This is a genomic window from Pseudomonas sp. S3_G06, from assembly GCF_054667565.1.
The window spans coordinates 4,620,191-4,642,781 of sequence record NZ_CP162738.1 but is presented as its reverse complement, the minus strand read 5'-3'; the positions used below and the strand labels follow the sequence as shown (position 1 = coordinate 4,642,781).

Sequence of the window (22,591 nt, the reverse complement as noted above, 5' to 3'; positions counted from 1 at the left end):
TGATTCGGACCAATCGTGCAGGTGGCAATTCGCACAAGGTAATTCCCGTCATGTTTACGCTATAATCCCGCCCTTTAGCTGTCACTCGCCCTGTGCGAGGGCACATCAATTTTCAAGGCGCATCGCGCCTGCATGCAGACTAAAGAGGCTAGACCCCTGTGGCATTGACGATTCTTGGCCTGTCCGGCGCCCTTAGCCATGATCCTTCCGCAGCCTTGTACATCGACGGCAAGCTGGTCGCGGCGGCTGAGGAAGAGCGCTTCGTACGCGATAAACATGCAAAGAACCGCATGCCCTACGAATCGGCGAAATTCTGCCTCGAGCAAGCCGGCATCAAACCTTCCGACGTTGACGTGGTGGCGATTCCATTCGCTCCGATCAGCCTGTTCGGCAAGGCCCGCTGGCACTACGCCAAGCGCTATTGGTACGCCCCGGATCGTGCTCTTGATGCGATCCTGATGGGCAACCGTCGCTACAAGCGCTATCGCAACAAGATCGTCTGGTGCCTCGAGCAACTGGGCTTCGATCCGAAGAAAATCAAGATCGAGCCGGTCGAGCATCACCTGGCTCACGCCTCCAGCGCCTATCACTGCTCGGGTTTCAAAGAGAAAACCGCGATCCTCGGCATTGACGGCAAGGGTGAATACGCCACGACCTTCTTCGGCTACGGCGAAAACGGCAAGATCCACAAGATCAAGGAATTCTTCGATCCGGACTCCCTTGGTGGTCTGTACGGCGCGATCACCGAGTTCCTCGGTTTCGAGATGCTCGACGGCGAGTTCAAGGTCATGGGCATGGCGCCGTACGGCGACGCCAGCAAGTATGATTTCTCGCGTCTGGCCTCGTTCGAGAATGGCGAACTGGTGATCAATACCGACTACGCCAACGTCATCGGCCTGCGTCGCTATAAAGAGAAGGGCAAAGGCTTCTACTTCTCGCCGAAGCTGATCGAGTGGCTGGGTCCGAAGCGCGAAGGCGACATCGCTGATGAGCCTTACATCCACTACGCCGCGAGCATGCAAGCGCTGTTCGAGAAGCTCGCGTTGCAGATGATCGACTACTACCTGGGCGACGTGCTCAAGGAAACCGGCAAACTGGCTTTCGCCGGCGGCTGTGCGTTGAACGTCAAGCTGAACCAGAAAATCATCGCCCGCGACGACATCAAAGAGCTGTTCGTACAGCCTGCGTCCGGCGATGCCGGCACCGCGGTCGGCGCTGCCGCTTACGTGTCGCACGCCCGTGGCGTGCCGGTCGAGAAGATGGAACACGTCTATCTCGGCCCGTCGTACAGCAACGAGGACGTGATTGCCGCCTGCGCCCGTCACGAGAACAAGCCGACCTGGCGCAAGCTCGACAACATGCCCGAGCAGATCGCCAAAATCATGGTCGATGGCAACCCGGTAGCCTGGTTCCAGGGCCGCATGGAATTCGGCCCGCGGGCGCTGGGTGGCCGTTCGATCATCGGTTGCCCGAGCGTGGCCGGTGTCGCCGACCGCATCAACCACCAGATCAAGTTCCGCGAGCGCTGGAGGCCTTTCTGCCCGTCGATGCTCGATACCGTCGCGCCGCAGATGATCAAGATCGATCACCCGGCGCCGTTCATGACCTTCACCTTCGAAGTCGCCGAAGAATGGAAAACCCGCGTGCCGGAAGTTGTCCATGAAGACGGTACTTCTCGGGCCCAAGTGCTCAAGCGCGAATACAACCCGCGCTACTACGACATGATGAAGGCGCTGGAAAACCTCACTGGTAACGGCGTATCGCTGAACACTTCGCTCAACCGTCGTGGCGAGCCGATGATCTGCTCGCCGACCGACGCCCTGAACATGTTTTTCGGCTCTGACCTGCAATATCTGATCATGGAAGATATTCTGGTCGTCAAAGAAGGCGTGCAAGGAAACGGTCTTGACTGAAACACTGATCAGTGTCGTCATCCCCGCGTATAACTACGCCGATTCCCTGCCTCGGGCTGTGGAGTCGGTGTTGCTGCAGTTGCATGAAGCGACGGCGGATCTGCTGGTTATCGATGACGGGTCCACTGACTCGACGCCTGAGGTAATGCAAGCGTTGCTGGCCGAACATGCCGGGCGTTTTCGTGCCATACGCCAAAGCAATGGCGGGCTGTCTTCAGTGCGCAATCGCGGGATCGAGGAAACCACCGGGCAATTTCTGATTTTTCTCGATGCAGATGACGAGATGGCTCCCGGTGCTCTTGGAGCGCTATCGCAACACATCGCCAGTCATCCTGACACGCGGATGATCATCGGCGCTCATTGGTCGATCTTCTCTGGTGGCAAGCGCAGCCTGCAGGCTGTCAAACCGTTGCCAGCCACGGTGCGACAGCGGGTCAGGGGCTATTTGCTGGACAAGTCGGTGTCGATCTCAAACGGTGCCTGTGCAATGCATCGTGAGGTATTCGCGCCGGGCAACTATCCCGAGCATCTGCGCAACGTTGAAGATTTGCCGGTATTCGCTCAAGTGCTGGCGCGCTTTCCCTGCACGGTGGTCGAGCAGCCACTGGCGCTCATTTACAAGCACGCCGACAGCATGCGCCATGATCTGCGCCAGAGCCTGGCCGCGGGTACCGAGCAGGTGGTTGCTGAAGTTTTTTCCAGTCAACGGATGCCGCAAGAGTTCCATGATTTGCGCCAGGCTTATCTGGCGCAGCGTTGTCTGTCGTTGTTCCGCGATTGCTACTCCCATGGCGAATATGCGTTAGCGAAAACGTTCTATATGCAAGCGTTGCGCGCCGACTGGCGCATCCTCGGGCGCTGGTCATACATGCGCAAAGCCTTGCGTCTGCTGTTCCGATAAATCGATCTGTTTTTTTGCGTACCTGTGGCGCGTGATGTTGAGGGGGCTGGGTGAAAGGTACGGATAGTAAATGGGCGGTCAAGGCAGCTCGGGTAATCGATGAGCGACCGGTCAGTGTCGCGTTCTGGGCAAGCATTCTCCTTTCATTGATCGCCGTGTGGGGTACCGCAACGGTCGGTCGCGATGCCGCGCTGTACATCGATATCGCCCATCAGGTTGTCTTGCACGGGGCCGACGTGGCCTGGGCGCATTTCGACTGGCCGTGGTTCTCCATTCTTCTGGCGCTGACCCATCGCTTCCTGCTGTTGCCGCTGGAGTTGAGCGCCTATCTCTGGTGCGGTCTGTTTTTTGCCGGCACCAGTGCCTTGATGGTCGATTGTATCCGTCGACGCTCGCCCGAGCTTGCCGGCTGGGCGTGCCTGATTGTGCTGGCGATGCCAGCGGTCAATGCCTTTCGAAATGACATCATCCGCGAATGCGGTTTCTGGTTTTTCTGCACGCTGGCGTTATGGCAGGCGTTGCGTTGGCAAGCGCTGGGCGGCTGGATCAGGGCGGGTCTGATCCACTTGGCGATCGTGGCTGCTGCGCTGTTCCGGCTGGAGGCATTGCTGTTATTGCCGGCGCTCGGGCTGTGGCAATTGCCGGGTCTGTGGTGCTCTGGCCAGCGCACCCGTCTGCTGCAGTTTGCTTTGTTGCCGGCAATAGGGCTGCTGGTTGCATCGGCCTTCGGGTTTTTCATGTCGGCGCGCTTCCTTCTGTATCTGGACATGATTGCACCGCGGGGCGTCTACGAGTCGTTTCAGATGCTGTCCGAACAGTTCGGCAACTCGCTGATCAACAAGTATTCCCAGGATGAAGCCGGGCGCATCGTGTTCTTTGGCCTGCTGGCGACGATGACGATCACATTCGTCAAGCTGATGGGGCCGTTCGCTGTGCCCTTCATCCTGCGTCGCAACTGGGGCGTATTGGGTGTTTATTGGCGTGACTATCGTCCTTTCGCCTGGGCGGCGCTGCTGTATCTCGTTGTGCTGATGCTGTTTTTCATCAAGCAGCAATTCATGAACGCCCGGTATCTGAGTTTCCTGAATTTGCTTTTCGTACCGGTACTGGCGATGGCGCTGGCGGCATTTGCCCGGCAGTTTCCGCGCTGGACCAAAGTCCTGGTCGTGGCAGCGTTGCTGGTGATGCTGTCAAATGTGATCTCCACGGGTGCAGGCAAGACCCATTACGTGACTGCCGGGCGCTGGGTGTCTGCGCACGTCGAACCTGATACCAGCGCATGGTTCGAAGACGGTCGCATCAGCTATTACGCCGGGCGCGGTTATGTATTGCCGACGCTCACACGTGAACAGGCCATGTCACCGGAGCACGCCGATGAATATCGCTATTTCCTGATCGAGGGGAAAGGTGATGAACCGTGGCTGGGCGAATGGCTGGTCGCGCACAAGATGCGCATCATCGAGCGCTTCGCCAATCGCAAGGGTGCGACGATTCTGGTGATCGGCAAGTAAGGCTCAATCCAGCAGCAGGCGCAGGCGTTCCATCAGCGCAGCTTGTCGCTTGCTCGGCAATGCCTGGCGATAACCCTCAAGAAAAGTTCTCCCGGCGTCGCCGCCGAGCAGCCATTGCCGGTCTTGTTTGTAGCGCAGCAAGTGGGCGAAGTTGCGCAGTCGCTTGCTGTCGCTCAGGGCGCGCCTCTGGCAGCGCAGGTCGGCGATGTCGATCAATCCGAGCTGATTCTCCGGCGTCTGCACGACATTGCCGAAGTGCAGGGATCGGAAGTACACGCCTTTTTCGTGCAGTTGCGCAATAAATCCTCCCAGTTGACTGCGCAACGTCTCGGTTTCTTCGGGCGTGCCCTGCAATTGCCGTACGGTTTCGCCCGCCAGCGGTGCGTAATACACGCCATCGCGCTGAATGCTTGGAATGCGATAAACCGCGATCACGTTCGGACAGAGGATGCCGCGCTGCTGCAACGCCTTGGTGTTGTTGGCGAAGCGCTGGGCGTAGGGAAAGAACAGCGCCGAACTCAGCAGGCGTTTGCGGCGGAACAGCTTGAGCATGCGACCGTCGGCCAACCTGAGCACCTTGTCGCCGGAACCGTCGGCTTCGAGTACCTGAGCACCCTTGCGCAGTGCCTCGTAAGTGCTGTGATCAATCGATTGCATGCCTGACTCCCCATCGTGAGCCGGCTATCTTAACCGACTTGCCCAATGGCTGGCGCCCGGTGATGTTGATCGGCGCAAAAGGGCCTGTGATATCATCGCCGCCTCACTGATTTACGCGGATTCCCATGAGCAGTCCTGAACCGAAAGCCCAGTCAACGCTGGCGATCTACTTCCGCCTTTTGGCTTACGTGCGTCCTTACGCCGGCCTGTTCATTCTGAGTATCGTTGGCTTTCTGATCTTCGCATCGACCCAACCGATGCTTGCCTACATCCTCAAATATTTCGTCGACGGCCTGGCTAATCCGGAGGCCAGCCTGTTTCCCGGCAATCCTTATCTGGGCAAGTTGCAGTTGCTCGAAAGCGTGCCGTTGCTGATCGTGCTGATTGCCGTGTGGCAAGGCGTCGGTTCGTATCTGGGCAACTACTTTCTGGCGCGGGTCTCTCTCGGCCTGGTGCATGACCTGCGTGTGGTTCTGTTCAACAAGCTGCTGGATCTGCCCAACAGCTATTTCGACAAGAACAACTCCGGCCACCTGATTTCCCGCATTACCTTCAACGTGACCATGGTCACCGGCGCCGCCACCGACGCGATCAAAGTGGTGATCCGTGAGGGCATGACGGTGATTTTCCTGTTCTGCACCCTGTTGTGGATGAACTGGAAGCTGACCCTGGTGATGGTCGCCATCCTGCCGGTCATCGGCCTGATGGTGAACAGCACCAGCAAGAAATTTCGCAAGCAGAGCAAAAAAATTCAGGTCTCGATGGGTAACGTCACGCACGTTGCGTCCGAGACGATTCACGGCTACCGCGTGGTTCGCAGCTTTGGTGGTGAAACCTATGAAAAGGTGCGCTTCCACGACGCCAGTCAGAGCAACACCGACAAACAGCTGACCATGACCAAGACCGGCGCGGTGTATACGCCGATGCTGCAATTGGTGACGTATAGCGCCATGGCGGTAGTGATGTTTCTGGTCCTGTACCTTCGCGGTGATGCGTCGCCCGGTGATCTGGTGGCCTACATAACCATGGCCGGCCTGCTGCCAAAACCGATTCGCCAGCTCTCTGAAGTCAGCTCCACAATCCAGAAGGGTGTGGCAGGTGCGGAGAGTATTTTCGAACAGCTGGACGAGCCAGCAGAAGTTGATCGGGGCACGGTCGAGCGCGACCGCCTGCAAGGTCGCCTCGAAGTGCGCAACCTCAGCTTCAGTTATCCCGACAGTGACAAGAAGGTCCTTGATGACATCAGTTTCGTCGTCGAACCGGGACAAATGGTCGCGCTGGTCGGTCGTTCCGGAAGTGGCAAGTCCACCTTGGCCGGTCTGATTCCACGCTTCTACCAGCACGAGCAGGAACACGGGCATATTCTGCTCGATGATGTGCAGGTACAGGACTTGACCCTGCGCAGCCTGCGTCGGCAGATTGCCCTGGTGACCCAGCAGGTCACGCTGTTCAACGATACGGTGACCAATAACATCGCTTACGGCGACCTGGCCGGGGCGCCGTTCGAAGAAGTCAAACGCGCGGCCACCGAAGCCTACGCCGATGAATTCATCATCAAGATGCCGCAGGGCTATGAAACCCTGGTCGGTGAAAATGGTGTGTTGCTGTCCGGTGGTCAGCGTCAGCGCATCGCCATCGCACGTGCATTGCTCAAGGATGCGCCGCTGCTGATTCTCGATGAGGCCACGTCGGCCCTAGATACGGAATCGGAACGGCATATCCAGGCGGCTCTCGATCATGTGGTGCAGAACCGCACGACGCTGGTCATCGCTCACCGTTTGAGCACCATCGAAAAGGCCGACCTCATTCTGGTCATGGACGAAGGCAAGATCGTCGAGCGCGGCACCCATACCCAGCTCCTGGCGCAAAATGGCTATTACGCACGCTTGCACGCCAAAGAGTTCGAAGAAGGCGACGAGCCGCAACCGACCCATGTGACCGACCTATGCTGACGGCGTTTCGCGTTTGGCGGGAGCGCGGCTGGAGCGAGATTGATCAGGCAGCCTACGCCCAGGCCTGGCAGCGATTCGGTGGCAGTTTTGCAACTCATCCTGAAGTGGTGGAGCGGCTGTCGGCGTTTGTCGGCATCAAGCTTCACTACCTGGGCTGGGTCGTCGATGGCGAAGTCGTCGCGGCTGTTGCTTGCTGGGGCAGGCACGCCGCGCTGTCCAAGGAAGTGCTCAAACGCGAAGGCAAGCGTGGGCTGCTGGACATGGGCAACGCCGAACTGATTCTGCCGATTGCCGCGGATGTCGTGGTTCCGGTGCGCCAGCGCATGGCTTATGTCTCGCAGCTTAACGCCGAGCAGATCAGCACCCTGCGCGCGCAGCCGGAAGGGCTGGCGCTGGCGCGGCTGCCTGAAGATTATTCGAAGAAATTTCGCTACAACCAGCGTCGCGAACAGCGCCTGCTGGAAGAGGCGGGTGGTGCGCTGATTCCGATGTCCGACTTGACGCCACAGGAGCAGGCCGCCGCTTACGGTGATCTGTTCCAGCGCCGTTGGGGTTTCGAGGTGCCTGGCAAGGCCGGGCTGGTCGAAGTCTTCACTCTCTTGCGCGAGTTCATGACCGGCTCGGTGGTGATGCTTGAATCGGCGCCAGTGGCGATCCAGATTCTCTACCGTGTCGAAGCGCCGCAATGGGTATCGCTGGAATACGTCAACGGTGGTGTCGACCCGCAAAGCCGCGAGTTCAGTCCCGGCAGCGTGTTGAGTTTCGTCAACACCCAGCAGGCTTGGGCGGATGCTCAGGCACTGGGCAAGACACTGCGCTATTCGTTCGGCCGTGCCGACCGCGAATACAAGGATCGCTGGTGCCACACGGTGCCCGTCTACAAGGTCTGAAACCATGACTGCTCGCAAGCAACAGCTTCTCAAGGCGCACCGACGCAGCAAACGCATGTTCCTCATCGCGTTTGTGATCGCGCTGGTGGCGGCCGGCTTCTTGCTGGGCTGGTGGCTGGTGCCGGTGCTGCTGGTCTTGGCGTGGGTGGCGCATGAGGCGTGGTTTGCAGACCATCTGTTCTATCGCGCAAGCGACGACTATCAGTACAACTTTCCCAGCGGTACGCCGCGTCAAGCCGTGGAGCTGGATGCTGGAATCGTGCGTCTGAGCGAGCCGCTGGCGCCGGGTGAAACGCTGCTGCTGGAGCTCAAGATAACGGCCAAGTGGCTGGGCCGCTGGCGGGATCCTTATGTCGAACTGGGTGGCGATCGCCAGGATTTTGAGCGTGGCGTCGGCGGGCGGCGCTTTCTCAATCTGTCCGGGCAGGCGGCGGCGCTTGGCGACAATACCCTGACAGTGCGTGGTCGGCATTGCACGCTGAGTTCCAGCGGCACACTGTGGGTCATGCGCAATCCCGATTACGCGCAGCAACGGGTCATGGTCATCGCGCCCCACGCCGATGATGCCGAGCTGGCGGCTTTCGGGCTTTACAGTCGCTGCAAAGAAGCGAGCATCGTCACCCTGACCCAGGGCGAAATTGAAGCCGAAGACTTCCAGCGCCTCGGGCTGGACAAGGCTCAGGCTGCTCGCTTGAAGGGCAGGCTGCGCGCTTGGGACAGCCTGAGCATTCCTTTATGGGGTGGGGTGTCGGCCAGTCATTGTGTACAGCTGGGCTACTACTGTCTTCAGTTGCCAGCGATGGCCGAGGAGCCGGGCAAACCATTCGGCTCGCGGGAATCCGGCGAAAACGATGTGCGCAGTGTTCGGCAGCACAATCCGATCAAACTCCCCGGCGATGTCGATGGTGCGCCGACCTGGATCAATCTCGTCGGTGATATACGGCAATTGCTCGAGCACTTTCGGCCCGAAGTCGTTGTCACTCCGCATCCCGAACTGGATCCGCACAGCGATCACGTCGCTACTACCCGTGCTCTGCTGGAAGCCATCGCCGCCAGTACCTGCAAACCGTCGACGTTGCTGATGTACGCCAATCATCTGCATGACAATGATCGCTGGCCAATGGGCCCGGCCGGTGGCGGTATCGCGCTGCCGCCGGCAGTCGAGCCGTTGCCGTCCGATCGTCTGTGGAGTCCATTGCTGTCAGCGGATGTGCAATTGGACAAGGCGATGGCGCTGGCCATGGAGCATGACCTGCAGGGCCCGCTCGGATTCAAGCGGCAGTCGCGCCGGGTGATCCAGCAAGTGCTGGCCGGACGTCGCTGGCCTGTCACAGGCAGTAACGAGTTTTTCCGCAAGGCTGTTCGCCGCCACGAACTGTTCTGGGTCCGCGACCTTTCAGATTGAGGCGGACGGCGCTTTACCCTGTGTTAATATCGCGCCCCTGTTCATTTTGTATGTGGGTTGCTCCATGAAGTTGTCCATGCCGCGTTTCGATCAAGCCCCTGTCTTGGTAGTCGGCGATGTCATGCTCGACCGTTACTGGCATGGCGGAACCTCACGGATTTCCCCTGAGGCGCCGGTGCCGGTGGTCAAGGTCGAGCAAATCGAAGACCGTCCGGGCGGTGCCGCGAACGTTGCCCTGAACATTGCCGCACTGGGTGCGCCGGCGTCGCTGGTCGGTGTGACCGGTGATGACGAAGCCGCCGACAGCCTGAGCAACAGTCTCAAGGGCGCCGGCGTACGTGCCCTGTTCCAGCGCATTGCGCACCAGCCCACCATCGTCAAGCTGCGGGTCATGAGCCGGCACCAGCAATTGCTGCGTATCGACTTCGAAGAACCGTTCGCCACCGATGCGCTGGCGCTCGGCTCGCAGGTCGATGACCTGCTCGAAGGCATCAAGGTGCTGGTGCTTTCCGACTACGGCAAAGGCGCGCTGAAAAACCATCAGGCGCTGATCCAGGCTGCTCGGGCGAAAAACATCCCGGTACTGGCCGACCCGAAGGGCAAGGATTTCTCGATCTACCGTGGCGCCAGCCTGATCACCCCGAACCTGAGCGAATTCGAAGCCATCGTCGGCGGTTGCGTTGACGAACACGAACTCGTCAGCAAGGGCGCAACGTTGATGCACGATCTGGAGCTGGGAGCACTGCTGGTCACCCGTGGCGAACACGGCATGACCCTGCTGCGCCCGGATCAACCGGCGTTGCATTTGCCAGCGCGTGCCCGGGAAGTGTTCGATGTGACCGGCGCCGGCGACACCGTGATTTCGACCCTGGCCGCGGCGATTGCTGCCGGTGAGGATCTGCCACACGCCGTGGCCCTGGCCAACCTGGCGGCGGGTATTGTGGTCGGCAAGCTTGGTACCGCGGCCATCAGTGCCCCGGAACTGCGCCGCGCTATTCAGCGTGAAGAAGGCTCCGAGCGCGGTGTGCTGGGCCTTGAGCAATTGGTGCTGGCCGTCGCCGACGCCCGTGCGCATAACGAACGAATCGTCTTCACCAATGGCTGCTTCGACATCCTGCACGCCGGCCATGTGACTTATCTTGAGCAGGCACGAGCCCAAGGCGATCGACTGATTGTCGCAGTCAACGACGATGCTTCGGTCAGTCGCCTGAAAGGCCCCGGTCGCCCGATCAATAGTGTTGACCGGCGCATGGCGGTTCTGGCGGGCCTCGGTGCCGTGGACTGGGTCATCAGCTTCCCGGAAGGCACGCCAGAGAATCTGCTGCGCGAGGTCAAGCCGGATGTGCTGGTCAAGGGTGGCGATTACGGCATCGATCAGGTTGTCGGTGCAGATATCGTCACCGCTTATGGCGGTACCGTGAAAGTGTTAGGACTGGTGGAAAACAGCTCGACGACCGCAATTGTCGAAAAAATCCGCAGTCGCTGATCAGATGAATTTTTACCGTTGTGTACCGCGTGTGAACGGATTTTGCCTTGGGGATTTCACCGTTTCCGTTGATGTTGGCAGGTTTGAATCCGCTGCGCTTGCCTGCCTACGTTACGTGGTCATTTAATTTATGAAAGTCATGCTTCTGGTGATGGACGAGCAGCGGGTCATTCTCGACCGGCTCTATGACATCGTTCAGCAGAACTGCGATGAATGTTTTATCTATCGTCTGAGCAAACAGCAGCAGATGAACCTCGGAGCCTTTCTGGCTTCGGTCGAGTACCAGACCTTTGATCGCGTGGTGATCTTCTCCCGGGTCAAACGTCTGGCGCCGCAACTGCGGGTGCTCAAGTGCATTCCAGGGCTGGTGTTTCTCGAGCACGATGCTTATCAGAACTACATGCCGGCCAGTAAGTACCGTGGTGTTTACTCGCGCTTGTACAGCCGATTGCCGAGTTGCCGGGCGCTGGTTTCCGGCGCAGTGGTCGCGCGCAAGATGCTCGCCGAAGGCATCGATACCGTGTTCGTCTCCAAAGGTTATGACGAGCAAATGCTGCACAACACCGGGGTCGAGCGCGACATCCCGATCGGCTTCCTCGGCAGCCTGAAGAGTACTGAGTACGCCGAGCGCAAGGCCATGCTTGAAGCCCTTTCACAGCGCACCGGGATGCTCGTGACTCGTACCAAATCGGGTGCGGAATATCTGGAAACCCTTAATCGCATCAAAATCTTCGTCAGCGCCGACATCGGCATGAACGAGTTCATGATCAAGAACTTCGAAGCCATGGCTTGCGGCTGTGTGCTGCTGGCCTGGAGCCAAGGCGAAGAAGACCGGTTGCTCGGTTTCGAAGACATGCACAACACCGTGTTCTATCGCAGCGAAGACGAGGCGGTGGCGAAGATCAAGCTGCTGCAGGACGACCCGGAACTGGCGCAGCGAATAGCCAGCAACGGCCAGGCGTTTGCTGAAAGCCGTTACTCGTTTGCGCGGGTCGGTCAGGCGCTCGCCGAGGCCATACAACACGAGATGCGCCCATGGCAGCCGCCGTCGGCTTTCACCCGGTTCTGGGTCAAATTGCGTTACGGCATGAAGGTGCCGGCCTGAATGGCGGGCGAATACATGGCGCTGGATGCGCTGCCCGGTGGCGACCAGTCGGTTTTGCAAGCCTTGCCCGAAGCCCTGCGCGAATGCCTCAGCCGTGCGGCGCGGGTGGTATTGATCGCTAATAATCCCGCGGTTACCGCAGCTGACTTCGCGGCGCTGAATATCGGCGCTGATGACGTCGTCGTCAGTTTCAATCATTGCATCAAGGCGACGCTGCTCAACGAGCAAAGCGTGAATGTCTTCGTGCACGGCTACAACGCGCCGGACGCCTATTTCTTCGGACTACCCTGCAACCAGGACGTACAGCGATTGTTCGACCGTGCGGGCGAGCGCTGCTTCACCATGCTGGTGGGTTGCGCAGCACCGATGTGCCCGTTGCCTCGCGTTGCGATGTACTGGGATCGCATTCCGTTGCCGCCGCTGTGGAACTACCCGGTCGACCGCCCGGGCGGCAAGCGCTACGTCGGCCCCTCCACCGGCTTCAACACGCTGGTGCTGTTCGACTGGCTGCGCGGGAATGTCGGTGACACCTATCAGTTAATGACTTTGGGCTTCTCCAACGAGGCGGGAAAGCTGTGGGGTGGTCATGCCTGGGATTACGAGCGGGACTGGTTGCAAAAGTCCGATGTGATTGTCGTGCCGCTGCAACCCCGACGCTGGTGGCAGAAACTGTTCAAGCGCAAATAAGCCACGCCGCAGTCGTTGCCTGCCGGGCCGAATCATTTCTTCATAGGTGTAATCGAGTGTTGAAAATTGCCGTGGCGTTTTTCGGGATTCCGAGAAATTCGCCGATCTGCTTCCCTTCAATCGAACAGAAGGTACTGGCGCAGTTGCCTGCGGGCAGCGAGGTGCAGTGCTTTTATCATCTGTATAAAGTCGATGAAGTGCAGAATTCGCGTTCCGGCGAGAAAGGCGAGCTGGCGGCTGACAACTATCAGCCCTTCGAATCCATGAGCGGCGCGCTGACCTTGACCGAAGGCGTGCTGGAGCGCTGGGATTTCGAGCGGGTCAAGGCACAGGGTGACACCTGGGCCGATGACTATGCATCGCTGCGCAACCTGATTTATCAGCTCAACTCATTACACACCGTCACCACCGAGATTGAATCCTTCAATCCGGATTTCGTCGTGTTCGTGCGGCCGGACAATTTCTTCCACACGGCGCTGCCAGGCTACGTGTTCAACCACGCCGAGGCGCGGCGGCACAACGTCTATATTCCTGACTGGCAGTGGTGGGGCGGCCTGAATGACCGTTTTGCCGTATGCGGGCGCGACACCTACGTTGCGTACGGCAAGCGCATTGAACGTATCTTCGATTTCTGCAAGGCGACCGGCCGCAAGCTGCACTCCGAGCGCTTGCTCAAGTTCGCCCTGCTCAAGGCAGGCGCCAAGGTCTGCACTTTGCCGATCCAGGCCTCCCGCGTGCGCATCACCGGCGCATTTGCCGAAGAGTCGTTCTCCCCCAAGCGTGGCATGGGCAAGCGCGAAAACCGCTACTTCCACTTCTTCGCGACATTGCGCACCTGGTGGGATCGCCGGCGCTAGCGGCTCGCGCGTTTCCTGCCCAGCCCGACCAGGCGCAGTGCCTTGATGCTCAACTGCTTGAGGCCGGTGCGTGGCGCTTTCGCCGGTGTCAGACCTTGTTGCACCAGCCAGTCCTTCCAGCGAATGCGTTCGTCGTGCACGACCCAGCCCTGTTGCGTTGCAAAGCTTTCCGCCAGGTGAATGCCGCGGGTGCTGGCCGGTATCAGCTTGTCGCGTTTGAGGGTAAACAGCTCGGCAGTTGGCGCGCCATCCTTGAGCGGCATGAGATACAAATCAGGACGTTTTCGGTCCAGCCGCGCCACCAGTTGATCACCCTCCAAGCGTTCATCGACATGAAACAAGCTCAGCGATTTGGCTTCCCTGGGCACTTCCAAACGCAAATCGTAGATCAATTGCAGCGACGCGGTCGGTAGATGCACGTACGCCCGCGGCCGCTCCAGCAATTGCAGGTTGGCGCAGCGCACCGGCCGTGCCGAACCGGACAACGGCGTCAGGCGAAACGGCAGTGCTTCGCGGTAATGCAGCGCGGCGGAGTAGGGCGCCGGCAACCAGGTGTCATTGAAACGCCCACCGAGCCAGCCTTCCGGGGTTTCCAGCAGACACTCTTCGGCAATTTCCTGAATTGCTGTGTGCAGCGGAATATTCAATTCGTGGGCCGGTACGTAGCCGGAAATCAGCTTCAGTACCACGTCACCGCGATCCTGCCGACGCTGGCGCACCAGCACCCAGTAATCGCGATTCTGCCAATGCAAGGTCAGGCGCACGGACACGCCGAGGTTGGCCAGTTCCAGGGCGAAGCGCTCGCTGTCGGCGACGCTCACCGGTTTGCGCCGTTGCAGGGTCTGGGCGAAGTTCAGCGGCATGCCGACGCTCTGATAGCTCAGGCCTTCGGGTGTGGCTTCGACGAACAGCGGCAGCGTCTTGAAGTTGCTCGGGTTCTTGCGGATGAGCGTGCGCGGCATATCGGCTCCTGGCTTAAGGCCGCGGGGCGGCGTCAGTGACTACGCAGGACCTGGGCAACGGTCGCTACGTTATGGGCGAGGTGCAGCGGATTGATTGTGCCGACAATAGCACTGGCGACGCCGGGCTGAGTGAACAGCAACTCGAAGCTGGCGCGCACCGGATCGACTCCCGGACTCAGACAGACATGACCGCTGGCCAGGGCTTTTTTCACCAGAATCGCTTTGCCGTGGGCAGCAGCATAGTCAATGACTGCCTTTTCGTTTTGTTCGTTCAGATTGTAGGTGACCATCGCGCAGTCGCCTTGCTCCAGCGCTTTCAGCCCACCTTCGACGGTTTTCCCGGAAAACCCGAAGCCGCGAATCTTGCCCTCGGTCTTCAGCGCCGCGAGGGTGGCGTAGACCTCTTCGTGCTCGAGGATGGCCATGTCGTTGCCGTCCGAGTGCACGAGGACCAGATCGATAAAATCCGTTTCCAGACGTTGCAGGCTGCGCTCGACCGACATTCGCGTGTGCGCAGCGCTGAAGTCGTGGCGCGACAGGCCGTCGGCAAACTCCTCGCCGACCTTGCTGACAATCACCCAATCCTGTCGCTGGCCGCGTAGCAGCGGGCCGAGGCGTTCTTCGCTGCGACCATAGGCCGGCGCGGTGTCGATCAGGTTGATGCCCAGATCCCGCGCCTGGCGCAGCAGCATGCGCGCCTCGTCGTCGCCGGGAATCTGAAAGCCGTTGGGGTATTTCACCCCTTGATCGCGGCCGAGTTTGACTGTGCCCAGGCCCAGCGGCGAAACCGACAGGCCGGTGCTGCCCAGCGGGCGATGCAGCTCGTGCAGAGTAGCGATGGTCATGGCAGCAGTTGCTCCCACGCGGGTACACCGAGCGGCGGTTTCGGCAATGGCGGCAGCGGTTCAGTCGCCTGCGGCTGGATGCCGTCGCGTTGCAGCGAGGCGATAACGCGGTCGGCGAAGTCTGGCGCCAGTGCCAGTTTGGTCGGCCAGCCGACGAGCAAGCGACCTTCCTCGGCGAGGAACGCGTTGTCCGGGCGGGTCAGGCCGGTTTGCAGCGGCTCGGCGCGGTCGACGCGCAGGGTCGCCCATTGCGTGGTGCTGAGGTCGATCCACGGCAGCAGTTGGGCGATTTCCTTTTGCGCGGTGGCGATCTGTTCGGCCGGCTCGCGGGCCACGCCTTCGCTTTCGGCAATGTCGCCGCCCATGTACCAGACCCACTGACCATCAGCCGCCGGATGCGTGGTCACGGTGATGCGCGGCTTGGTGCCGCCGCCCAGGCAGTGCGCGTACAACGGTTTCAAGCCGGGGCCCTTGGCGAGGATCATGTGCAGTGGTCGGCGCTGCATGGCCGGACGGCTCAGGCCCAGGGCTTCAAGCAGTTCGGCCGTGCCGGCGCCGGCGCTGAGGACGATGCGCTGGGCGCGGATCTCACGCCCATCGACTTTCAGGCCGACCAGCACGCCGGCTTCCAGCAGCGGTTCGATGACCTGCCCGGCGAGCAGACCGTCACCGGCCAACTCGGCCAGGCGCTGGATCAGGCTCGGGACATCCACCACCAGTTCGGCGAGGCGATAGACTTTGCCCTTGAAGCGCTTGTCTTGCAGGGCCAGCGGCAGCTCGTCGCCCTTGACCTGATCGACCCGGCCACGCACGGCTTTGCTGGCGAAGAAACTGGTCAGATTGCCGGCCAGCGTGCCCGGCGACCACAGGTAATGCGCTTCGGACAGCAGGCGTACGCCAGACAGATCCAGCTCGCCATTGCCGGCCAGCGCCTCGCGCCAGCGGCGCGGCATGTCGGCGATGGCTTCCGAGGCGCCAGTCAGCGCACCGTGCAGCGCGTACTTGGCGCCGCCATGGATGATGCCTTGAGATTTGACACTCTGCCCGCCACCGAGGCTGGCGCTTTCCACCAGCACGGTCGAAAAACCCTGACCGCGCAGGCGCGCATTCAGCCAGAGGCCGGCGACACCAGCGCCGACAATCAGAACGTCGGTGGAAATAACGGATGGCATGCGGCGACCTCGGAGCTTGAAGAAGCCGCAAGTTTCAAGCTTCAAGCTGCAAGCTGCAACCCGGACCAGCAAATCAGCAATGCTTGCGGCTTGCCGCTTGAAGCTTGCTGCCGCTTTTTAATGCCCGGCAGTTTTCGAAAACAGCTGGATCACGACGACCCCCAGCACGATCAACGCCATCCCCAGCATCGCCGGTACGTCGAGTTTCTGCCCGTAAATGAACAGAGCGGCGACGCTGACCATGACAATGCCCATCCCCGCCCAGACCGCGTAGGCAACGCCCACCGGTACGGTGCGCACCACCAGCGTCAGCATCCAGAATGCGATCCCGTAGCCGACAATCACCAGAATCAGCGGCAGCGGCGTGCTGAAGCCCTTGACCGCTTTCATCGAAACGGTGGCGATCACTTCGGCGCAGATGGCGATGGCCAGATAGACGTAAGCGTTCATGGTTTCGATCCTCAAATAAATCGTTGCTTGCTGAGGTGACATTCTAGGGACTGCTCAGATGGGGTAAAGTCATTACCTATCTGTTCTGAAGATGGGTTGGAAGCAATCATGCAATGGAATCTCGAGCAGCTGCGTGTATTTGTCGACGTCGCTGAACAGCGGTCTTTCTCCGCCGTGGCGCGGCGACAACGCAAGGCGCAATCGGCGATCAGCAGTGCTGTTGCGATGCTCGAAGAGGATTTGGGCGTGAGCCTGTTCGAACGCAGCAGCGGTCGGCAGCCGATGCTCACCGAGGCGGGCGCGGCATTGCTGGAAGAGGCCCGCGAAGTGTTGCGCCAGTGCGAGCGCCTCAACGGCAGGGCCATGGCGATGCTGCGCGGTCAGGAGGCGCAGTTGCGGGTGGCTCAGGACGAGGCGATGCCGTATCAGGCGCTGGTGGAAAGTTTCGGTGAACTGGCCGAGCAGTTTCCCAGCCTGGAAGTGCAACTGACCAGCGCCGCCCAAGGCGAAGTCGCGCGCAAACTGGTCGAGCGTCGCGCCGACCTCGGCCTGCTGTTCTATCACGATGAAATCCCCGAAGCCCTTGAGCGCCGCGTGCTGGGTCGAGTGGAAATGGTCACGGTCTGCGGTGTCAATCATCCGCTGGCGCAGCAGGCCTACGTGACCTGCCAGCAACTGGCGCAGCACCGGCAATTGCTGATGTCGACACAGACCAGCGTCTATCCCGGCAACGAGCCGGCCAGCCCGCAGGTGTGGCGCGCCGACAGTTTTTACGTGATGTCCGAATGGCTGGTGCGCGATCTCGGCTGGGCGTGGTTACCGCGCCACGTTGTGCAGTACTCGGCGTATCAGGGCCAAATGGTTGAACTCGATAGCGAATGGACGCCGCCGGCGTTGGTGGTGGAACTGGTCTGGCGTCGCGACGAACCGCTCGGCCCGGCCGCGCGCTGGCTGGCGGAACGTTTTGCCGTGCACTTGCGGGCGATCGGCGACAAAAGCCGATAAACTCCGCCGCCATGAATAGAACTCTCTACACCGCGCTGTTTTACCTGGGGCTGCCATTGGTGGCGATTCGGCTGTGGCTGCGCGCACGCAAGGCGCCGGCGTATGCCAAGCGCATTGGCGAGCGCTTTACTCTTGGCATGCCGACCTTGCAGCCCGGCGGCATCTGGGTGCACGCGGTGTCGGTCGGCGAAAGCATTGCCGCCGCGCCGATGATCCGCGCGCTGCTGGAACGCTATCCGGCGCTGCCGATCACCGTGACCTGCATGACCCCGACCGGTTCGGAGCGGATTCAGGCACTGTTCGCCAACGAGGCGCGCATCCAGCACTGCTATCTGCCGTATGACTTGCCTTGTACGGCGGCGCGTTTTCTTGATCGCGTGCAGCCGAAACTTGCGGTGATCATGGAAACCGAGCTGTGGCCCAATCATATTCATCAATGTGCCAAGCGCGGGATCCCGGTGGCGCTGGCCAATGGACGGTTGTCGCAGCGTTCCGCCAAAGGCTATGGCCGCTTCAGCAAACTCACCGCGCCTATGCTTGCCGAGATGAGCCTGTTGGCGGTGCAGACCGAAGCCGAGGCCCAGCGCTTCCGCGATCTCGGCGCGCGTTTGGAAGCCGTTGAAGTCACTGGTTCGATCAAGTTCGACCTGACCATCGACCCGCAACTGTTGCAGCGTGCTACCGAATTGCGTAGCCAATGGCAGGCACAGGATCGTCCCGTGTGGATCGCCGCGAGCACTCACGAAGGCGAAGATGAAGTGGTGCTCGACGCTCATCGTCGCCTGTTGGCCAATCATCCGGATGCGTTGCTGATTCTGGTACCGCGTCATCCCGAGCGCTTCAACTCGGTGTTCGACTTGTGCCAGCGCGAAGGTTTCGCCACGGTACGTCGCTCGACCGGGGCCAATGTCGATGCGCAGACGCGCGTGCTGCTTGGCGACACCATGGGCGAGTTGCTGTTTCTCTATGCCCTGGCCGACAGCGCTTTTGTCGGCGGCAGTCTGTTGCCGAATGGCGGGCACAACCTGCTCGAACCCGCCGCGCTGGCGAAACCGGTACTCAGCGGCCCGCACCTGTTCAACTTCCTCGACATCGCTGCGCAACTGCGCGAAGCCGGGGCATTGGCCGAAGTGGATGATGCCGAAGGCCTGGCAGTCGAGGTGCAGCGCTTGTTCGAACTGCCCCGTGATGCGCAGCGCATGGCCGAGGCCGGGCTGGCGGTGATGCGGCGCAATCAGGGCGCGTTGCAGCGGCTGCTGGATGGCTTGGCGCGGCTGATCCAATAGTCGCCTGGAATATTACTGTGGTGAGGGGATTTACCCCCGCTGGGTTGCGGAGCAACCCCAAAACCATTCGACGCGGTGATTCAGTCCGATCTGGCCAGCAGGATTTACGACTGCTGCGCAGCCGGACGGGGATAAATCCCCTCGCCACAGGGATTCACTCCAGATTGTTAATGGCCGGGCCTTACTGTGGCGAGGGGATTCATCCCCGCTGGGTTGCGAAGCAGCCCCAAAACCATTCAGCGCGGTGATTCAGTCCGATCTGGCCAGCAGGATTCACGACTGCTGCGCAGCCGGACGGGGATAAATCCCCTCACCACAGGCGATTCATCCAGATTGTTCATGGCCGGGTCTTACTGTGGCGAGGGGATTTATCCCCGCTGGGTTGCGAAGCAACCCCAAAACCATTCGACGCGGTGATTCAGGCAGATCTGGCAAGCAGGATTCACGACTGCTGCGCAGCCGGACGGGGATAAATCCCCTCACCACAGGCGATTCATTCCAGATTGTTTATGGCCGGGTCTTACTGTGGCGAGGGGATTTATCCCCGCTGGGTTGCGAAGCAGCCCTAAACCATTCGACGCGGTGATTCAGTCAGATCAGGCCAGCAGGATTTACGACTGCTGCGCAGCCGGACGGGGATAAATCCCCTCGCCACAGGGATTCACTCCAGATTGTTAATGGCCGGGCCTTACTGTGGCGAGGGGATTCATCCCCGCTGGGTTGCGAAGCAGCCCCAAAACCATTCAGCGCGGTGATTCAGTCCGATCTGGCCAGCAGGATTCACGACTGCTGCGCAGCCGGACGGGGATAAATCCCCTCACCACAGGGGATTCATTCCAGATTGTTTATGGCCGGGCCATGCTGTGGTGAGGGGATTCATCCCCGCTGGGTTGCGAAGCAGCCCCAAAACCATTCAGCGCGGTGATTCAGTCCGATCTGGCCAGCAGGATTCACGACTGCTGCGCAGCTGGACGGGGATAAATCCCCTCACCACAGGGGATTCACTCCAGATTGTTAATGGCCGGGCCTTACTGTGGCGAGGGGATTCATCCCCGCTGGGTTGCGAAGCAGCCCCAAAACCATTCAGCGCGGTGATTCAGTCCGATCTGGCCAGCAGGATTCACGACTGCTGCGCAGCCGGACGGGGATAAATCCCCTCACCACAGGGGATTCATTCCAGATTGTTTATGGCCGGGCCATGCTGTGGTGAGGGGATTCATCCCCGCTGGGTTGCGAAGCAGCCCCAAAACCATTCAGCGCGGTGATTCAGTCCGATCTGGCCAGCAGGATTCACGACTGCTGCGCAGCCGGACGGGGATAAATCCCCTCACCACAGGGGATTCACTCCAGATTGTTAATGGCCGGGCCTTACTGTGGCGAGGGGATTCATCCCCGCTGGGTTGCGAAGCAGCCCTAAACCATTCGACGCGGTGATTCAGGCAGATCTGGCCAGCAGGATTTACGACTGCTGCGCAGCCGGACGGGGATAAATCCCCTCGCCACAGGGGATTCATTCCAGATTGTTTATGGCCGGGCCATGCTGTGGTGAGGGGATTCATCCCCGCTGGGTTGCGAAGCAGCCCCAAAACCATTCAGCGCGGTGATTCAGTCAGATCTGGCAAGCAGGATTTACGACTGCTGCGCGGCCGATCGGGGATAAATCCCCTCACCACAGGGGATTCATCCAGATTGTTTAAGGCCGGGCCTTGAGCTGCGCCTCGGCCGCCGACGCCAGATCCGGCGGCAGGAAATCCTTGTCCGGGTTGTAGTCGGCTTTCAGATAACGCCGCAGGTCTTCCAGGTCACCCGGGTTCAGCGTCCCCGCGGCCTGCTTCAGGCGCAGGTTGTCGAGGATGTAGTCGTAGCGGGTGTTGTTGTAGTTGCGCACCGAGGTGTACAGCTGGCGCTGCGCGTCGAGCACGTCGACGATGTTCCGTGTGCCGACCTGATAACCGATTTCCGTGGCTTCCACCGCGCTCTGGTTGGAGATGATCGACTGGCGGCGCGCCTGCACCTGCTCGACGTCGGTGTTCACCGCGCGGTGCAGATTGCGGGTGTTTTCCACCACTTGCCGGCGCAGCGATTCGCGCTGCTGTTCGCTCTGATCCAGTTGCGCATAGGACTGACGCACTTGCGAACTGGTCAGCCCGCCGCTGTAGATCGGGATGTTCAGTTGCAGGCCCAGGGTGCTCTGCTCGACGTTGCCGCCATAAGGCGCGCCGAACGAGTTGGGGTTGGCGAAGCCGAGGGCGTCGTTGTCGCCTTTCTCGTATTTCGCCACGGCGTCGAGGGTCGGCAAGTGGCCGGCCTTGCGCTGCTTGAGCGTCTGCTCGGCGGAGCTGACCGCGTAGTTGCTGGCGAGCAGATTGAGGTTCTGCCGCGCCGCCGTGTCGACCCAGGATTTCGCATCGTTGGGCGCCGGCGGCAGGATCGGCAGCGTATGAACGATGCCCTGGATCGAGTTGTACTGACGGTTGGTCAGGGTGATCAACGCCTGGAACGCATCATCGACCTGACGCTGGGCGACGATACGGTTGGCTCGCGCGGTGTCGTAACTGGCTTGCGATTGCAGCACGTCGGTCTTGTCCGAGAGGCCGACATCGAAACGCTCGTTGGACTGGTCGAGCTGACGTTTGAACGCCGCTTCTTCAGCCTTGGTCGAGGCCAGGTTGTCCTGGCTGCGCAGCACGTTGAAGTAGCTTTCGGCCGATTGCAGGATCAGGTTCTGTTCGGTCGCCGACAGTTGCAGCGCGGCCTGTTCGTTGACGTCCTTGGCTGCTTGATACTGGAACCAGCGATCGGCGCGGAACAGCGGCTGCGCCAGTGTCGCCTGATAGGAATGCGCGCTGCGGTTGGCGATGGCCGAGGGTTGGTCGATCGAGGTGCGCACGTCGGCGACTTCGGCGCCACCGGACAGGTTCGGCAGCAGACCGGCGCGGGCCTGCGGCACCACTTCTTTCTGCGCGCCATACTGGGCGCGGGCCGCCGCGAGGTCGGCGTTATTGTCGACCGCTTCCTGGTAGACGCTGACCAGATCGGTTTTGGTCGACAAGGGTGCTTCCGCTGCCCAGGCCATTGTGTTGGACGCACAGGACACGGCAACAGCCAGTGAAAGTTTGCGCAGCATGAGGCGATCCCTAGCATGAATATTATGGAAGTAATCCGGGCGCCAAAGGTAAGGCGCAGCCCGCACAGCGTCAAGGCTGAGCAGGCCAAGCGAGTGTAGTTGCGCATTGCTCCGGCAACAATCGGCCAGCCTGGGTATTTACGCCATTCATCATGGCGTTTGCTGCGGTGTTGGCGTTCCTCGGTGGTTGTGTCTAGACTGGCCGGGTTCTTGTCGGGGTGCCTTGCTATGAGGCTGAGATCGAATAATTTCGGATCCCGTTGAACCTGATCAGGTTAGCGCCTGCGTAGGGAACAAGATTTCTCGTCACCCGGCGAGTCCTCTTGTGCTTCGTCCGGGATATTGTTCGACAATCGAACGCCATGACGAATGCACAGCAC

Annotated in this window: 18 protein-coding genes and 1 riboswitch; of the genes, 12 read left to right on the top strand and 6 right to left on the bottom strand. The window is 60.4% G+C overall.

Translation table 11 applies throughout. The features are described from left to right. The first annotated feature begins 158 nt into the window (after positions 1–158). Genes AB4N47_RS20715 through AB4N47_RS20705 form a run of 3 tightly spaced genes read left to right on the top strand, consistent with a single transcriptional unit; the run spans position 159 to position 4,325 of the window. Entirely contained in the window at positions 159–1,913 is a 1,755-nt protein-coding gene (locus AB4N47_RS20715) for a carbamoyltransferase family protein (RefSeq protein WP_122693271.1), read from the top strand. After that, a complete protein-coding gene (locus tag AB4N47_RS20710; protein WP_341638457.1) occupies positions 1,906–2,814 on the top strand; it encodes a glycosyltransferase family 2 protein in 909 nt (302 codons plus the stop codon). Before AB4N47_RS20715 ends, AB4N47_RS20710 begins: the two co-directional genes overlap by 8 nt. Before the next feature lie 50 nt (positions 2,815–2,864). Next, the gene (locus tag AB4N47_RS20705) at positions 2,865–4,325 is read left to right on the top strand and encodes a hypothetical protein (protein ID WP_341638458.1); all 1,461 of its coding nucleotides are present in this window, start codon (positions 2,865–2,867) and stop codon (positions 4,323–4,325) included. A 3-nt stretch (positions 4,326–4,328) separates the two neighbouring features. Here the strand turns inward: AB4N47_RS20705 and AB4N47_RS20700 are convergent, their stop codons facing one another. Beyond that, entirely contained in the window at positions 4,329–4,982 is a 654-nt protein-coding gene (locus AB4N47_RS20700) for a lipopolysaccharide kinase InaA family protein (protein ID WP_341638459.1), read from the bottom strand. 125 nt (positions 4,983–5,107) lie between these two features. On the opposite strand from AB4N47_RS20700, the gene msbA reads away from it, so the two are divergent. The 7 genes from msbA (at position 5,108) to AB4N47_RS20665 (ending at position 13,364) form a co-directional block, all read left to right on the top strand. Next, positions 5,108–6,934 (top strand): lipid A export permease/ATP-binding protein MsbA, encoded by a 1,827-nt coding sequence (gene msbA, locus AB4N47_RS20695; protein WP_341638460.1) that lies wholly within the window; start codon positions 5,108–5,110, stop codon positions 6,932–6,934. Beyond that, complete coding sequence (locus tag AB4N47_RS20690; protein WP_160769210.1) at positions 6,928–7,824, top strand: GNAT family N-acetyltransferase; 897 nt, start codon at positions 6,928–6,930, stop codon at positions 7,822–7,824. The genes msbA and AB4N47_RS20690 overlap by 7 nt, the downstream gene beginning before the upstream one ends. 4 nt (positions 7,825–7,828) lie before the next feature. Further along, a complete protein-coding gene (locus tag AB4N47_RS20685; RefSeq protein ID WP_460154328.1) occupies positions 7,829–9,229 on the top strand; it encodes a PIG-L deacetylase family protein in 1,401 nt (466 codons plus the stop codon). A gap of 64 nt (positions 9,230–9,293) precedes the next feature. Continuing rightward, complete coding sequence (hldE, locus tag AB4N47_RS20680; protein WP_076565323.1) at positions 9,294–10,715, top strand: bifunctional D-glycero-beta-D-manno-heptose-7-phosphate kinase/D-glycero-beta-D-manno-heptose 1-phosphate adenylyltransferase HldE; 1,422 nt, start codon at positions 9,294–9,296, stop codon at positions 10,713–10,715. Between the two features lie 130 nt (positions 10,716–10,845). Then, positions 10,846–11,820, top strand: coding sequence for a glycosyltransferase family protein (locus AB4N47_RS20675; protein ID WP_258710905.1), 975 nt, complete (start codon positions 10,846–10,848; stop codon positions 11,818–11,820). Continuing rightward, positions 11,821–12,507 (top strand): hypothetical protein, encoded by a 687-nt coding sequence (locus AB4N47_RS20670; protein WP_341638462.1) that lies wholly within the window; start codon positions 11,821–11,823, stop codon positions 12,505–12,507. It begins immediately after the preceding gene. Between the two features lie 56 nt (positions 12,508–12,563). Then, positions 12,564–13,364, top strand: coding sequence for a hypothetical protein (locus AB4N47_RS20665; RefSeq protein ID WP_341638463.1), 801 nt, complete (start codon positions 12,564–12,566; stop codon positions 13,362–13,364). Here AB4N47_RS20665 and AB4N47_RS20660 read toward each other — a convergent pair. From AB4N47_RS20660 to AB4N47_RS20645, 4 genes are all read right to left on the bottom strand, one after another. After that, complete coding sequence (locus AB4N47_RS20660; protein WP_071174214.1) at positions 13,361–14,326, bottom strand: metal ABC transporter ATPase; 966 nt, start codon at positions 14,324–14,326, stop codon at positions 13,361–13,363. The genes AB4N47_RS20665 and AB4N47_RS20660 overlap by 4 nt on opposite strands. A gap of 32 nt (positions 14,327–14,358) precedes the next feature. Continuing rightward, the gene (locus AB4N47_RS20655) at positions 14,359–15,171 is read right to left on the bottom strand and encodes an aldo/keto reductase (RefSeq protein WP_341638464.1); all 813 of its coding nucleotides are present in this window, start codon (positions 15,169–15,171) and stop codon (positions 14,359–14,361) included. Further along, positions 15,168–16,343 carry an NAD(P)/FAD-dependent oxidoreductase gene (locus AB4N47_RS20650; protein WP_217851147.1) on the bottom strand — a complete coding sequence of 392 codons (1,176 nt, stop codon included), beginning with the start codon at positions 16,341–16,343 and terminating at the stop codon, positions 15,168–15,170. The genes AB4N47_RS20655 and AB4N47_RS20650 overlap by 4 nt, the downstream gene beginning before the upstream one ends. A 117-nt stretch (positions 16,344–16,460) precedes the next feature. After that, a complete protein-coding gene (locus AB4N47_RS20645; protein WP_016771980.1) occupies positions 16,461–16,793 on the bottom strand; it encodes a DMT family transporter in 333 nt (110 codons plus the stop codon). A 108-nt stretch (positions 16,794–16,901) separates the two neighbouring features. Here AB4N47_RS20645 and AB4N47_RS20640 point away from each other — a divergent pair, with 108 nt between their 5' ends. Together AB4N47_RS20640 and waaA are read left to right on the top strand one after the other, a co-directional pair. Further along, positions 16,902–17,798: a LysR family transcriptional regulator gene (locus AB4N47_RS20640; RefSeq protein WP_125926288.1), complete on the top strand. Its 897-nt coding sequence runs from the start codon at positions 16,902–16,904 to the stop codon at positions 17,796–17,798. A gap of 11 nt (positions 17,799–17,809) precedes the next feature. After that, on the top strand, positions 17,810–19,084 hold the full coding sequence (waaA, locus tag AB4N47_RS20635) for a lipid IV(A) 3-deoxy-D-manno-octulosonic acid transferase (protein WP_341638465.1): 1,275 nt from the start codon (positions 17,810–17,812) through the stop codon (positions 19,082–19,084). Between the two features lie 1,693 nt (positions 19,085–20,777). On the opposite strand, the gene AB4N47_RS20630 is transcribed toward waaA, so the two are convergent. Beyond that, on the bottom strand, positions 20,778–22,211 hold the full coding sequence (locus tag AB4N47_RS20630) for a TolC family outer membrane protein (protein ID WP_016771977.1): 1,434 nt from the start codon (positions 22,209–22,211) through the stop codon (positions 20,778–20,780). Between the two features lie 204 nt (positions 22,212–22,415). Continuing rightward, positions 22,416–22,521, top strand: a riboswitch (TPP riboswitch). Positions 22,522–22,591 lie beyond the last annotated feature (70 nt).